This window comes from Cryomorphaceae bacterium 1068, from assembly GCA_027214385.1.
Classification (GTDB): domain Bacteria; phylum Bacteroidota; class Bacteroidia; order Flavobacteriales_D; family Cryomorphaceae; genus JAKVAV01.
In genome coordinates this window covers 71,279-84,833 of sequence record JAPVXR010000004.1, presented here as the reverse complement: position 1 = coordinate 84,833, position 13,555 = coordinate 71,279, and the positions used below count along the sequence as shown (strand labels likewise).

Genomic DNA, 13,555 nt, shown 5'->3' with positions numbered 1-13,555 from the left:
TAATTACTGATTCAGTAAGTTTCCTTCCAGCATTCGTTGCTCTACCCAAGGTCGGGTAATCGTATCGGTAAGGTATTTCTCCATGATGAGACTATTGATTGGAGCAGCCCAAGTCGATCCATATCCAACATTCTCTACATAAACGGCTACCGCAATTTTCGGGTTATCCTTAGGTGCAAAGGCTATGAATATGGAGTGATCCTTTCCATGGGGGTTTTGAGCGGTACCTGTTTTACCACATACCTCAATATCTTCACTGAAACGCACTCCACGACCTGTTCCGGATTCAACCACTCGAAACATTCCATCGACAACTTGCTCATAGTGCTGGGCATCGATTTCTGTGAAATGTTTCTCGGTGTACGTACTGTCCGTGATGGGGTCACCGTCAATCTCTTTGATGACATGTGGTGTGTAAAACCAGCCGCGATTGGCCAAAATTGCCGAGAAATTGGCCATTTGGATTGGCGTTACTCCCAGTTCTCCCTGACCAATAGCCAATGAAATTATGGTGTGCGCATTCCATCGGTGCTGACCATAAAACTTGTCGTAATAGGTGGGCTTTGGAACAAATCCATTGATCTCGCTCGTCATGTCGACTTGGAGTTTACTGCCAAGACCAAACTTGGATAAGTGTTCTCTCCATACCTGATACCCTTCTTCGCTGGTAGGGTATTTATCTATGATCCTTTTGAAAACGTTGCAGTAGTATGCATTACAACTCGTTTGGATCGAAAACTTCAAATCAACAGGCGATGAGTGCGGATGGCAGCCAAGCCTTCTCCCCGAGTAATAGTAACCCGCATTGCAAGAAAAACGGGTATTAGGATCAATTACGCCTTCTTGTAAACCGATTAAACCTTGTATAAGTTTAAATGTCGATCCTGGAGGATAGCTAGCCATCAAGGCTCGGTTAAACAATGGCTTCAATGTGTCAGAGCTTAATTCGCCGTAGTTCTTACCCCTTACTCGACCCACTAAAAGATTCGGGTCGTAATTAGGATTTGTCACTATACATAGGATTTCTCCTGTAGCTGGTTCAATTGCTACCACACTTCCCCGCTTATTATTCATAAGAAGCTCCGCGTACTCTTGCAATTCTAAGTCAATACTTGAAGTGACGTTTTCTCCCGCCTTTGCATATGAGTCATACTGCCCGTCCATATAAGAGCTACGCTCATTATTGTGAACATCTACCAGAACTACGCGTTTTCCACGATTGCCGCGAAGGACTTCTTCATAAATGCTTTCAACTCCGTTGGCCCCTATGTAGTCACCACGTTCGTAGTACGGGTCCTTTTCAATAATCTTTGGAGTTACTTCACTTACATATCCCATTGCATGAGCTGCAACAGCACTTGGATAGTTTCTCAGAGTTCTAGGCTGTCCGTAAAACCCTTTAAAACGGTGTAGATTCTCTGCCAAATCAGTGTACTCGGAAGCGGGAATCTGCTTGATAAGTACGGAAGGCTTATAGCGGCTATAGGTTTTGGCTTTTTGAAGCTGCTCGTTGAATGATTCGGGATCAATTTTTGCCAATCGGCAAAAAGCTATGGTATCAAAAGGCTCAACATCTCTGGGTAAAACCATAAGATCGTAAACCGGAGTGTTGCTGACAATGATTTTTCCCTTTCGGTCGTAAATCAAGCCTCGCGAAGGGTATTCAATAATGACGCGCTCGGATGATTTCGTCGCCATTACTTTCCATCGATCATCAACTACTTGTATGTAGAATAGCCTGACGATAAAGATGATACCGACGACAAGAAAAATGAGTAGGATGACAAACTTACGACCTCCCAAATTCATACTACTGATGTACGCTTTGTGTTAAACACCAAATATTGTGACAACACAATTAAGATTAGGGTAAAAGCCGAACTCAAAATTACGCGCAAAAATGTGGTGAAAAATCCTTTGAATGAGTACACTTCAACGTAAAAAAGCCAGAAATGGTGTGCCAGAACCAAGACAGAAGCATATTTCAAAAACCAAGAAAGTCCTTGATCTGAAATAGTGGGTTGCTGCCCAAATTCATAGCCGTCTCTAGGGGCGATTGCGTTTAAGTAAACCGGGCGGATAAAGGCTAAAAACACACATGCAGAAGCATGAATACCAAGCGTATTGGTAAACATGTCGATAGATAGGCCCAAGATTAATCCCAAGATTAATTCCAACCAACGTGGGGTTTCCATCGGGAGCATCAATAAAAACAAAATGTATAGATAGGGAATGGCCATTCCCTGGAGTAGGTTTATATCATTGAGTATTAGTCCCTGCAAGAAGACAAGCAAAACAAAACGACCTACATTTCTAATTATCTCACTGACCATCTTCCTCTGTTATCGTTTCCAATTCTCGTTGCTCCTCTTTGAGTATGTTTTCTATTACATCCACATACCTCAATTTATTGAAGTCGACAGCAAGTTTTACTTTAATTTCATGGAAATTGCTTCCCTCATTTAGAGCTACTTCTTCCACTATTCCGATCGGAATTCCTTTAGGGTAGATAGCAGAAGCACCTCTGGTTACGACAGTATCGCCAGTCATTACATCGATGTGTCGCGGTACGTCTATCAGGCTGGCAAATCGGTAATCTTCACCTTCCCATTTTAACAGACCGAAGTTTCCGGTGCGCTCTAGCTCGGCGCTGGCTATAAATCGCTGATTGATAACGGGAATTACCGTGCTAAAATGCTCAGAAACATTCTTCACAACTCCCACTAGTCCATCTGTACCGATCACGCCCATTTCCGGCACGATACCCTCTCCCGAACCTTTGTTTATGGTAAGGTAATTCAGCTGTTTGTTAATAGAGCTGTTGACGATTTGAGCCGACTTGTAGCGAAATTTTCTTTCGCGCAGGGTGTCGTTGATCATCACGAAGTGCTCATTAACACTTACGAATGACTCGGGAATTTGATTTCGCAGTGCCTCGTTTTCCAGTGAAAGCTCATCGTTTACTCTTTGTAATTCGATGTACTCCGTGAGGTTGCTTTTCCAAGCAAAAAGGGTTCCTACCAGTCGGTTTGAAGAGTTGACAAAATTTGCCTGATGAAAACGATTGTTGGAATAGATCAGGTAAAAACACAGTACTTGGAGCACCAAAAAGAAAAGGAAGATGTGGTATTTGACCAGAAAGCGAACAAAATTCCTCATCGATATTTACTCCTTTCTTTAATCTCTCATTAAGAATTGGAAACGGTCAATGTTTTTCAAAGCGATACCCGTTCCTCTGGCTACAGCTCTCAATGGGTCTTCCGCGATGTGAACAGGTAACTTCGTTTTCAACGAAATACGCTTATCCAATCCGCGTAACATAGAACCACCACCTGCAAGGTAGATACCCGTTCTGTAAATATCTGCTGAAAGTTCAGGAGGGGTTTGCTCCAAAGCGCTGAGAATAGCTTCTTCAATCTTGGAGATAGACTTATCCAGTGCATGAGCAATTTCTGAATAGCTCACTTGAATCTCCTTTGGAATACCTGTCATTAAGTCTCTTCCGCGAACGGCAAAGTCTTCAGGTGGATCATCTAACTCGGGTAGAGAAGAGCCGACTTCGATTTTAATCTGCTCGGCAGTGCGCTCTCCAACAAGGATGTTGTGCTGGCGGCGCATGTATTCTTCAATGTCTTTGGTGAATTCGTCTCCCGCAATTCGGATGTTTTTGTCACAAACAATTCCACCTAGTGCGATCACGGCGATTTCACTCGTACCTCCTCCGATGTCAATAATCATGTTTCCCATCGGCTCTTCCACATCGATGCCGATACCGATGGCGGCGGCCATTGGTTCATGGATGAGGTAGACTTCTTTTGCTCCGGCGTGCTCGGCAGAGTCGCGTACAGCGCGTTTCTCCACCTCAGTAATTCCCGATGGAATACAAATCACCATTCGCAAAGAAGGTGTAAACCATGATTTTCCCGGTTTGATCATTTTGATCATTCCACGGATCATCGCTTCGGCTGCTTGAAAGTCGGCGATTACACCATCTTTCAGCGGTCTTACGGTTTTTATGTTTTCGTGGGTCTTTCCGTGCATTTGTTGGGCTTGCCGTCCAATGGCAATGACTTTACCCGAGGTGCGGTCTTTGGCAACGATAGAGGGTTCGTCCACAACTACCTTGTCATTGTAAATGATCAAAGTATTTGCCGTACCCAAGTCAATGGCTATCTCTTGCGTAAAAAAGCTAAACAGACCCATAGAAGGTTTCTTTCAAAGTTAATGCTTAAAGTGTCTTTTACCTGTAAATACCATCGAAATCTTGTTTTCGTTACAGTAATCCACAGAAAGTTGATCTTTTATTGAACCACCCGGTTGTACCACCGACCTGATTCCTGCCTTGTGAGCTATTTCCACGCTATCGGGAAATGGGAAAAAAGCATCGGATGCCATTACGGCTCCATCCAAGCTCAGATCAAAATTACCTGCTTTTTCGATGGCTTGCCTCAATGCATCAATTCGCGATGTTTGACCGGTTCCGCTAGCCAGTAGTTGACGATTTTTTGCCAGAACAATTGTGTTCGACTTTGTATGCTTACAAAGCTTGGAGGCAAATACCAAGTCGTCCATATCTTCCTCAGAAGGACGTGTATTTGTTACAAATTCAAAATCGTCTTTGCTATCAGTAATCGCATCTTTGTCTTGCCATAAGTAGCCGTTCAAAGTTGTTCTCAAAATGGTTTTAGGCCACTCTACAGGCTTTTGCTTCAGTAAAATTCTGTTCTTCTTGGATGTTAAAATCTCAAGTGCTGACTCTGTATAGTCAGGAGCGATGACCACCTCACAAAATATTTTATTGACTTCTTCTGCTGTATCAGCATTGATGGTTTTATTGGCAATCAGCACGCCGCCAAAAGCAGAAACAGGATCGCCGTCAAGGGCATCTTCAAATGCCGTTTTTAAGTCTGATCGCACTGCCATTCCACAGGCGTTGTTGTGCTTGAGTATCGCAAATGCCGGATCACCTTCATGAAATTCATTCATGAGCATTACCGCAGCATCAATGTCTAAGAGATTATTGTACGAAAGCTCTTTGCCGTGAAGCTGATCGAAGACTTCGTCCAAGTCGCCGTAAAAACGTCCTCTCTGGTGAGGGTTTTCTCCATATCGCAATGATTTACCTTTTCCTTGACTCACTTTGAGCGCGGGTAGTTCATCTTCTTGACTGAAGTAATTGTAGATGGCAGAGTCGTAATGAGAAGAGATTTCAAAAGCTCGAGCTGCCATCTTCTTTCGATCGGCCATTTCTGATGCCCCGTTATTTCTTTTTAAAATTTCCAGAAGATCACCGTACGAGTCTCGGCTCGGAACGATCAATACATCTTTGAAATTTTTAGCTGCAGCTCGAATCAACGAAATACCTCCGATATCGATTTTCTCAATAATATCCTGTTCAGAGGCTGCTGAAGCTACAGTATCTTCGAAAGGGTAGAGGTCTACAATGACCAAATCTATTTCAGGAATGGCATATTCCTCCAGTTGGGCAATGTCACTCGCCTCTTCTCTTCTTCCCAAAATTCCGCCAAAAACTTTCGGGTGAAGAGTCTTAACTCTTCCGCCTAAAATACTCGGATAGGCAGTTAAATCTTCTACGGCTTCAACTTCAGAGCCCTGTTCTCGAATGAATTTCTCCGTTCCTCCAGTAGAGTATATGGTGACATTCAGTTCTTTAAGCTTGGCTATGACGGGTTCCAACCGATCTTTATGGAATACGGAAATAAGGGCAGATTTAATCGGCTTCAAGACGGGATTTCTTTTGAACTTAGTACGATATGCAATGTTAACAAGAAATATCATACCGAAGTCAATGCTGACGCGGCTTTTGTGGGGTGTGTTGATAAAATGGAAACCCTGTTGATAACCTGATTTTTCTCCTTTTTACATGAACGGTTCGAAACTATCCGATTGAGCAGCTTAATTTTGATCCGATAGGAGTAAATCCTGAAATTGATGACAAAGTTTAAAGTCTATTTGAGATTGGTAAAAGAAGGAGGAGCCTTTGCGGTTTCTTCACTGGTAGTCAATCGGCTCAGAACTACGCTTTCGTTGTTGGGAATAACCATCGGTATTTTTGCCATCATTTCTGTTTTCACTTTGGTAGACAGTATGGAGCGCAGTGTGAGAAGCTCGTTCGAAACCTTGGGTGATGACTCCATGTTCATTGAGAGAATGCCTTGGGGCCCTGAGGAAGGAGACGGAGAGTATGCTTGGTGGAAATACATGAAGCGTCCACAAGTAACCTATGAGGAGGCCAAGTTGATGAAACAGAGAATGAGTACTGCTGGAGTTGTCAGTTTTTTTGCTGGAGCTGCTCGAACCGTTGAGTATGGGAACAGTACTGCTGAAAATATCAATGTTATCGCTGCTGCTGAGGGGTTTGAGAATTTTGTGACGGTTGATATCGGAAGAGGAAGGAATTTTTCTTCATCTGAGTTGAACAACGGAAGGCGCCTTTGCCTGCTTGGGTACGATGTTGCACAAACCTTGTTCGGACTGGAAGATCCCGTCGGAAAAGATATTAAAGTCGGTGGTTTTCGAACCACCGTGATCGGCGTCCTTGAGAAAGAAGGTCAAAGTCTCTTTGGCGGTGGTGCCGATGAATGGGTAATCGTACCCGTCCTATTTGGGCAGATCATCATGAATCTCAATGAGTCCAATACGCAAATCACCTTAAGACCAAAAGAATATGTGAGCCTCAAAGCAATGGAGGACGAAGCATTGATGAATATGCGAGCCATTCGAAAACTACGCCCCTCTGAAGACAAGAACTTCGCTATGAATAAGTCTAGTATGTTGAATAATGGACTCGATCAGGTTTTTGGGATTCTAACTCTTGTTGGATTGATCATTGGTGGATTCTCCATTCTGGTTGGTGGCTTTAGTATTGCCAATATTATGTTCGTTTCTGTCAAGGAAAGAACAAGTATCATCGGTATACAAATGGCTCTCGGAGCCAGAAGGAGTTTTATTCTTTTTCAATTTTTATTCGAATCGGTATTGCTTTGCTTAATCGGAGGAGGGATTGGCCTGCTTGTGATCTACTTGGGAAGTCTAGTGGCGTCTTCCGCTACGGGATTCGACCTTGCCCTCACCCTTAAGAATGTTTTGATTGGCTTAGGGTTCTCCGTTGGAATAGGCTTGATTTCAGGATTAGTGCCCGCGTCGATGGCGGCTAGAATGGTGCCCGTCGATGCGATACGCAGCAACTAACCGCGATTTATTGCAACATATATTTTCTTGACATGACTGACTTGATGTGCGCCGAGGTGCCTTGCCCAGATACTTTCATCAAGACTTAAGTACGTAATTCCCTATATTTCGGCTGTTTTAAAGGTATACTCTCCTTTAACTTTCAGTAAAGTCTATGATTGTCCGAAAACATTTCCGGTTAGATACCTCTATTCGCTATTCTTGGAAAAATATCTTGTACAGCCTGATATGTAGCAGTTTAGTTTGGGTTATTCACGTAGTTTTTAAGCAGCATCAATTAACCATACCAACGGGTGTCGTGGGTATTTTGGGAACTGCTTTAGCCATTATTCTGGGTTTTAGAAATACCTCGGCTTATGAGCGCTGGTGGGAGGCTCGAAAGATTTGGGGTGGTATAGTCAATGAGAGTAGAACCTTCACGCGCCAAGCACTTACCATTGTAGATCGAACGGAAGTAACACCCGAACTCTGGGAAAACTGCTCAAGAATTGTAAGGACACAACTCGCTTTTATCAATGCTTTGAGACTTCAGTTGCGTAGTCAGGACGATTCGGAAGAGTGGAAGACCACGGTAGGTAAACACTTACGAGAAGATGATTATGCAAACGTAATGTCCAAAACAAACAAAGCTACGCACTTAGGTATGCTGATGGGATACGCGATTAAGGAATTGAATGCTCATGAGACCATGGATACCTTCAGCTACATCCAAATGGATGATACACTTACCCGAATCACAGACCTGCAAGGTCGAGCGGAGCGCATTAAAAGCACACCTCTGCCAATGCCATACGATTACTATACCATGAGCTTCTTGGTGGTCTTTGTTTTCTTTTTCCCTTTTGCCTTTATAGAAAGGTTTATAGAGTTTTCTGCTTCTTGGTTGATTATTCCTATTACGGTCATCATTAGCTGGATTTTTTATCAGATTTATGTGATAGGTAGCGTAATGTCCAAACCTTTCGCGGGGTGGAAAACCGATGTCGCAATGACTGATATCTGCACGACCATCGAAATAGATTTAAAAGAAGTAATCGGCGATTCTGATATTCCTGAAAAGTTAAAGCCTAAAGGTGGAGCTTTGATGTAGGAGATGCCAAATGGTCAAATCCTAAAAGCTAAAGGCTACTCCTAGCGACACCGCCCATTGCTTGGTCTTCGAGTTTTTTGTGTCATAGGAGAAGCTCCCATCATTCTCAATGACAACAGAAGTCGGATCAATATAAGTCACTTCTCCGCCCGCTTGATTATCATACCTGGCCTCTAGGAAAATTCCCGGAATAAGCCTGTATTTTAAACCCACAGCCCATCCGGCTATAAATGTGAAGTCTCTTTCGGCTAAGTCTCCCGAGGCTTGATTTACATTATCGAGCTGCAACTCTGAGGTAACGCTGAAAGTTCTTATTCCTGTAAAGAGTTCGCCGTACGGTCTGAATCTTCCATCCAATGGTCTCAGCCTTCCATGGAGTTGGTAGGTGTAAGCGTTTCCTCTCACAAATAAATCTCCTCTGTCTCGTTCCGGCACCAGATTATTTTCAATACTAACAGATTGACTTTGACTCGAAAGGGAATTCCAAACGAATCCACCGCCCACTTCGATGGGCAAATCGAGAATGGGTAGCGATAGAGCCGCGAAGATTCCAAATGGATTTCCTTCGTAGTTTTCTGAGAATTCACCTTGCGGGTTAACCACTTGAAACCCTCCTGAAAGCGTGAAGGAGCGACGGTTTACCGGTTCAAGTACCACTTGGCTTCCTTGTTGAGCCAAAAGACTCCAAGGCATAGCAATGAAAAACAAAACGATGAGACTTCTCATATACACGGTTTTGTACCTATACGACAAACCCTATGCCATAGGTTTTAGAGTGAGGTAACTGATTCGACTTCGAGGTGCAAAGGAGATAAAGCAAGAATCGCTTCGTCGATAGTCCTTACGCCAAATTTCGACAGTCTTAATCCGTTTCCTTTCTCGTACATCTTGTATCCCGGAGGGTTATTCTTAATGAAATCGAGGACTTTCGTAAAAGCCATACTTTGGAAATAGGCCGATTCTGCATTCGAGACAAAAGTGCCGATCAGCTTTTCACTCTTGAGATTCAGTTTTTCAAAACCGATTTCCTTCGCCATGCGCCTCAGCCGAATCGCATTTAAAAGATCTTGTGTTTGATGTGGTATTTCTCCAAAGCGATCTTCCAACTTCGATTTGTAGTCTTCAAGTTCTATTTCAGTAGAGAGGTTGTCCAAATCTCTGTATATACTCAGCCTTTCGGCAATATCGATGATGTAATCGTCTGGAATAAGAATCTCCAGATCAGTCTCGAGTACGCAGTCACTTACAAAATCACCTGTTCTTTCGGTCTCTTTGTGATACAGTTCTTTGAATTCGTTTTCCTTGAGTTCGCGAACCGTTTCGTCGAGGATTTTCTGATATGTCTCAAAGCCGAGGTCGTTGATGAAACCGCTTTGCTCACCTCCCAATAGATTTCCTGCACCACGAATGTCGAGATCGCGCATGGCAATGTTCATTCCGCTTCCTAAGTCACTGAATTGGGTGACCGCCTGCAACCTCTTTCGGGCTTCAGAAGAAAGCATGGACTGCGGTGGAGAAATCAAATAGCAAAAAGCCTTTTTATTGCTTCGGCCGACACGACCGCGCAGCTGATGTAGATCGCTCAAGCCAAATTCGTGGGCATTGTTGATGATCATCGTATTGGCATTGGCAATGTCGATTCCTGACTCGATAATGGTGGTAGCGATGAGCACGTCAAACACTCCTTCTATGAAATCGGTCATTACTTTTTCCAACTTTGGGCCATCCATTTGACCGTGACCAATGACGATCCGTGCACCCGGAACCAAGCGTTGGATCATACCAGCCACTTCTTGGATATTTTGAATCTTATTGTGAACAAAGAAAACCTGCCCGCCGCGACTGATCTCGTAACTCACGGCATCACGAATGACTTCTTCATTAAGCGTAAATAGTTCTGTTTGAACGGGGTAGCGATTTGGTGGTGCTGTATTGATGATACTTAAATCCCGCGCTCCCATCATCGAGAATTGTAGCGTTCGCGGAATTGGCGTAGCCGTCATCGTCAGCGTATCCACGTTGGCCTTCATGTTTTTTAACTTGTCTTTTACCCCTACACCAAATTTCTGCTCTTCATCGACAATCAATAATCCGAGGTCTTTGAATTTCACCTTCTGACCAACCAGCTTGTGGGTGCCGATCATGATATCAATCTCACCCGAAGCTAAGGCCTTCAATGTTTCGGTTTGTTTCTTGCCGCTCACGAACCGATTCAATAGTCCGACACGAGCCGGGAAATCTTCCAATCGCTTTTTGAAGTTTTTGTAATGCTGTAAAGACAATACCGTAGTAGGAACCAAGATTGCCACTTGCTTGCTGTCGCAAACGGCCTTAAACGCGGCGCGAATGGCAATTTCCGTTTTTCCGAATCCCACATCTCCACATACCAATCGATCCATCGGTGAAGCAGATTCCATATCTTCTTTCACAGCTTGTGTAGCCTTCATCTGATCGGGTGTGTCCTCGTAAATGAAAGAGGCCTCCAGCTCAGTTTGGAGATAATTGTCGGGAGAAAATGCAAAACCTTCTTTGGCTTTTCGCTTCGCATAAAGCTTGATCAGGTCATATGCAATTTCTTTAACCCGCTTCTTGGTCTTAGCTTTTGTCTTTTGCCAAGCAGCACTACCCAGTTTATTGATCGAAGGCTGATTCCCATCCTTGCCCGAGTATTTACTGATGCGGTGCAAGGAGTGTATACTCACGTAAAGAATGTCGTTGTCGCGGTAAACGAGCCTAATTGCCTCTTGCTCTTTTCCGTTTACATCGATTTTTTCAAGGCCCGAAAATTTTCCAACTCCGTGGTCGATGTGTGTCACGAAATCTCCCGGTTGAAGACTGCTGAGCTCCTTTAGAGTCAGAGCTTCTTTATTTTTTTTAAACCCTTCTTTGAGGTAGAATCGATGGTATCGCTCAAAAACCTGGTGATCTGAATAGCAGCAGATTTGCAGGTCTTTATCGATAAAGCCTTCGGCAATTTCCGTGAGAATCGGGGTGAATTTGACTTTCGCATCGAGGTCCTCAAAGATTCGCTCCAGTCGCTCCACCTGTTTTTCATTCGAGCTGAAGAGGAAATTGGCGTACCCCTTATCTTCATTCTCATGAAGATTCTTGATGAGTAGATCGAAATTCTTGTTGAAACTTGGCTGAGGAGCTTGATTGTAATCAAACTTCAAATCAGTGTCAGAGTAGCCCGAGCCGAATCCAATTTTTCGATAAGATTCACTCTTTCTTTCAAAGATTTCTCCACTTATATAAAGTTCCTTGGGAGGAAGCCGTTTGAGTTCTGACTTGAGCTTTTCAAATTGTTTTTCGGCTACGCCAAAAATATGGTCGAGTCGGTCGGAAATCAGGGAATCATCTTTTGACCAAATGGCCGTTTCGTTGCCGATAAAATCCAAGAAGCTCTCGCGAGATTCAAGCATCGATGTATGCTGAATATTCGGGATTATGGTAAATCTTTTAGTGGTTTTTGTCGAAAGTTGAGTGACTGGGTCAAATTGACGCAACGACTCAACTTCATCACCGAAAAATTCGATTCTGTAAGGGAAGTCCTCGCCGAAAGAATAGACATCAACGATTCCACCTCTAATGGAAAACTGACCTGGTTCATACACAAAGTCCACTCGATGAAATTCGTACTCGGTGAGCAGCTCATTCAGGAACTCGATGCTGTAGGACTTGCCTACCTCCACCCTGAAAGTATGATTTCCCAACTGCTTTCGCGTCACCACATTCTCGGCCAATGCATCGGGATAGGTCACGATGGCGCATGGTTTTTTCCCTTTACCCGAAATCACCTTCAGCACTTCTGCTCTGAGTACAATATTCGAGTTGTCGGTATTTTCAATTTCATAGGGAACTCGGTAGCTTTCAGGATAGAATGCAGTTATGAATTCTTTGCCTTCAAACTTTTGTAGATCGTTCAGGAAGTAGGCGGCTTCCTCTTTATCGTTAAAGATGAAAAGGTGATCTCTTCCGCTTTCTTTAATAATGGCTTGCGCCAAAAATGCCATTCCTGAACCCACTATTCCGCGTACGGCAAGTCGAGCACTTTCTGTTTTTAGTGCTGTTGAAATAGCGAGAGTTTTGGTGCTCTCAGTGTAATTTCTCGCGAGTTCGCTTATGTTCATCCTTAGGTACTCACCTTCGCAGGGCTATGCTCTCTCATAAATGATTCAGCATTTTCCACCATTTTCTTAGATCCAATAAATAGCGGTGTGCGTTGATGAAGGTGTTCGGGTTTTATTTCCATGATGCGCCGTTCTCCATCAGATGCTTTTCCGCCAGCCTGCTCAACAAGAAAGGCTAATGGAATGTTTTCGTACATCAGCCGAAGCTTACCCTCAGGATTGGCACCCGTTTGGGGATAAATGTAAATTCCTCCTTTGATCAAGTTTCTGTGAAAATCAGCCACCAATGAGCCGATATATCTGCTGGTGTAAGGTCTGTTTGTTGCCTCATCTTCTTCTTGGCAGTGCTTGATATATCGTTTTACTCCTTCAGGAAATTGCTTGTAGTTTCCTTCATTGATGGAATATATGCTTCCGTCTTCGGGTATTTTCATATTTGGATGAGAAAGACAAAATACACCGATCGAAGTGTCAAGAGTAAATCCATTCACGCCATTCCCCGTGCTGAAAACGAGCATGGTAGAAGATCCGTAAATCACATAGCCACCTGCCACCAAATCAACTCCCGGCTGCAGAAAATCATCTAATGTGGCTACGGTTCCCGGTTTGCTCTTTCTTCTGTAAATGGAGAAAATCGTCCCGATACTCACGTTTACGTCAATGTTGGAAGAACCATCAAGAGGATCCATCAATACCACATATTTACCCCAAACGGCCTCTCCTTTGTCAAAGGCAATAAAATCTTCGTTTTCTTCCGAACCTATTCCGCAAACTTCTTGCTGTGCTTTCAGCGCGGCAATCATTTTGTCGTTTGCATAGACGTCCAGTTTTTGCTGTTGCTCACCCTGTATATTCTCTTCCCCTGCGGCGCCGAGAATGTCATCCATGAGACCCGCTTTGTTGACTTCGCGATTAACTACTTTGGCCGCTAGACGAATGGCACTCAATAAACGGGATAATTCTCCCTTTGCAAACGGGAAGTCGGATTGGCGCTCAATGACAAATTCTCCGAGCGTGGTTAGTTTACTCATAGTGGTTTTCAGTAGATCTACAAATATGAGGATTTTTCAATGGAAAAGCCACGTTTAGGCATATCTAAGCATGCTCAGATTTGAAAAAAGCT

At 43.6% G+C, this 13,555-nt stretch carries 10 protein-coding genes; 2 read left to right on the top strand and 8 right to left on the bottom strand.

Annotation, left to right across the window (positions count from 1 at the left end; all coding sequences use genetic code 11):
- Positions 1 to 3: 3 nt before the first annotated feature.
- The 5 genes from mrdA to purH are packed head-to-tail and all read right to left on the bottom strand — an operon-like array spanning position 4 to position 5,799.
- Positions 4 to 1,809 (bottom strand): penicillin-binding protein 2, encoded by a 1,806-nt coding sequence (mrdA, locus tag O3Q51_07335; GenBank protein MCZ4408615.1) that lies wholly within the window; start codon positions 1,807 to 1,809, stop codon positions 4 to 6.
- Positions 1,806 to 2,333, bottom strand: a complete 528-nt coding sequence (mreD, locus tag O3Q51_07330; protein ID MCZ4408614.1) for a rod shape-determining protein MreD — start codon at positions 2,331 to 2,333, stop codon at positions 1,806 to 1,808. The genes mrdA and mreD overlap by 4 nt, the downstream gene beginning before the upstream one ends.
- On the bottom strand, positions 2,323 to 3,159 hold the full coding sequence (gene mreC / locus O3Q51_07325) for a rod shape-determining protein MreC (GenBank protein MCZ4408613.1): 837 nt from the start codon (positions 3,157 to 3,159) through the stop codon (positions 2,323 to 2,325). The genes mreD and mreC overlap by 11 nt, the downstream gene beginning before the upstream one ends.
- Before the next feature lie 18 nt (positions 3,160 to 3,177).
- A complete protein-coding gene (locus tag O3Q51_07320) occupies positions 3,178 to 4,203 on the bottom strand; it encodes a rod shape-determining protein (protein MCZ4408612.1) in 1,026 nt (341 codons plus the stop codon).
- Positions 4,204 to 4,221: 18 nt separating this feature from the next.
- Positions 4,222 to 5,799, bottom strand: coding sequence for a bifunctional phosphoribosylaminoimidazolecarboxamide formyltransferase/IMP cyclohydrolase (gene purH / locus O3Q51_07315; GenBank protein MCZ4408611.1), 1,578 nt, complete (start codon positions 5,797 to 5,799; stop codon positions 4,222 to 4,224).
- A gap of 153 nt (positions 5,800 to 5,952) precedes the next feature.
- Here purH and O3Q51_07310 point away from each other — a divergent pair, with 153 nt between their 5' ends.
- Positions 5,953 to 7,212: an ABC transporter permease gene (locus O3Q51_07310; protein MCZ4408610.1), complete on the top strand. Its 1,260-nt coding sequence runs from the start codon at positions 5,953 to 5,955 to the stop codon at positions 7,210 to 7,212.
- Between the two features lie 214 nt (positions 7,213 to 7,426).
- Positions 7,427 to 8,302: a bestrophin family ion channel gene (locus O3Q51_07305; GenBank protein MCZ4408609.1), complete on the top strand. Its 876-nt coding sequence runs from the start codon at positions 7,427 to 7,429 to the stop codon at positions 8,300 to 8,302.
- Between the two features lie 21 nt (positions 8,303 to 8,323).
- Here the strand turns inward: O3Q51_07305 and O3Q51_07300 are convergent, their stop codons facing one another.
- Genes O3Q51_07300 through fbp form a run of 3 tightly spaced genes read right to left on the bottom strand, consistent with a single transcriptional unit; the run spans position 8,324 to position 13,463 of the window.
- On the bottom strand, positions 8,324 to 9,028 hold the full coding sequence (locus O3Q51_07300; GenBank protein ID MCZ4408608.1) for an outer membrane beta-barrel protein: 705 nt from the start codon (positions 9,026 to 9,028) through the stop codon (positions 8,324 to 8,326).
- 44 nt (positions 9,029 to 9,072) lie between these two features.
- Complete coding sequence (gene mfd, locus O3Q51_07295; GenBank protein MCZ4408607.1) at positions 9,073 to 12,432, bottom strand: transcription-repair coupling factor; 3,360 nt, start codon at positions 12,430 to 12,432, stop codon at positions 9,073 to 9,075.
- A 2-nt stretch (positions 12,433 to 12,434) separates the two neighbouring features.
- Positions 12,435 to 13,463, bottom strand: coding sequence for a class 1 fructose-bisphosphatase (fbp, locus tag O3Q51_07290; protein MCZ4408606.1), 1,029 nt, complete (start codon positions 13,461 to 13,463; stop codon positions 12,435 to 12,437).
- Positions 13,464 to 13,555 lie beyond the last annotated feature (92 nt).

What these genes read in the sequence shown, in the direction of transcription:
- O3Q51_07300 (MCZ4408608.1), bottom strand. Translation starts at nt 9,028, where the DNA reads ATGAGAAGTCTCATCGTTTTGTTTTTCATTGCTATGCCTTGGAGTCTT.
- mreC (MCZ4408613.1), bottom strand. Translation starts at nt 3,159, where the DNA reads ATGAGGAATTTTGTTCGCTTTCTGGTCAAATACCACATCTTCCTTTTC.
- O3Q51_07320 (MCZ4408612.1), bottom strand. Translation starts at nt 4,203, where the DNA reads ATGGGTCTGTTTAGCTTTTTTACGCAAGAGATAGCCATTGACTTGGGT.
- mfd (MCZ4408607.1), bottom strand. Translation starts at nt 12,432, where the DNA reads ATGAACATAAGCGAACTCGCGAGAAATTACACTGAGAGCACCAAAACT.
- O3Q51_07310 (MCZ4408610.1), top strand. Translation starts at nt 5,953, where the DNA reads ATGACAAAGTTTAAAGTCTATTTGAGATTGGTAAAAGAAGGAGGAGCC.
- fbp (MCZ4408606.1), bottom strand. Translation starts at nt 13,463, where the DNA reads ATGAGTAAACTAACCACGCTCGGAGAATTTGTCATTGAGCGCCAATCC.
- purH (MCZ4408611.1), bottom strand. Translation starts at nt 5,799, where the DNA reads ATGATATTTCTTGTTAACATTGCATATCGTACTAAGTTCAAAAGAAAT.
- mrdA (MCZ4408615.1), bottom strand. Translation starts at nt 1,809, where the DNA reads ATGAATTTGGGAGGTCGTAAGTTTGTCATCCTACTCATTTTTCTTGTC.
- mreD (MCZ4408614.1), bottom strand. Translation starts at nt 2,333, where the DNA reads ATGGTCAGTGAGATAATTAGAAATGTAGGTCGTTTTGTTTTGCTTGTC.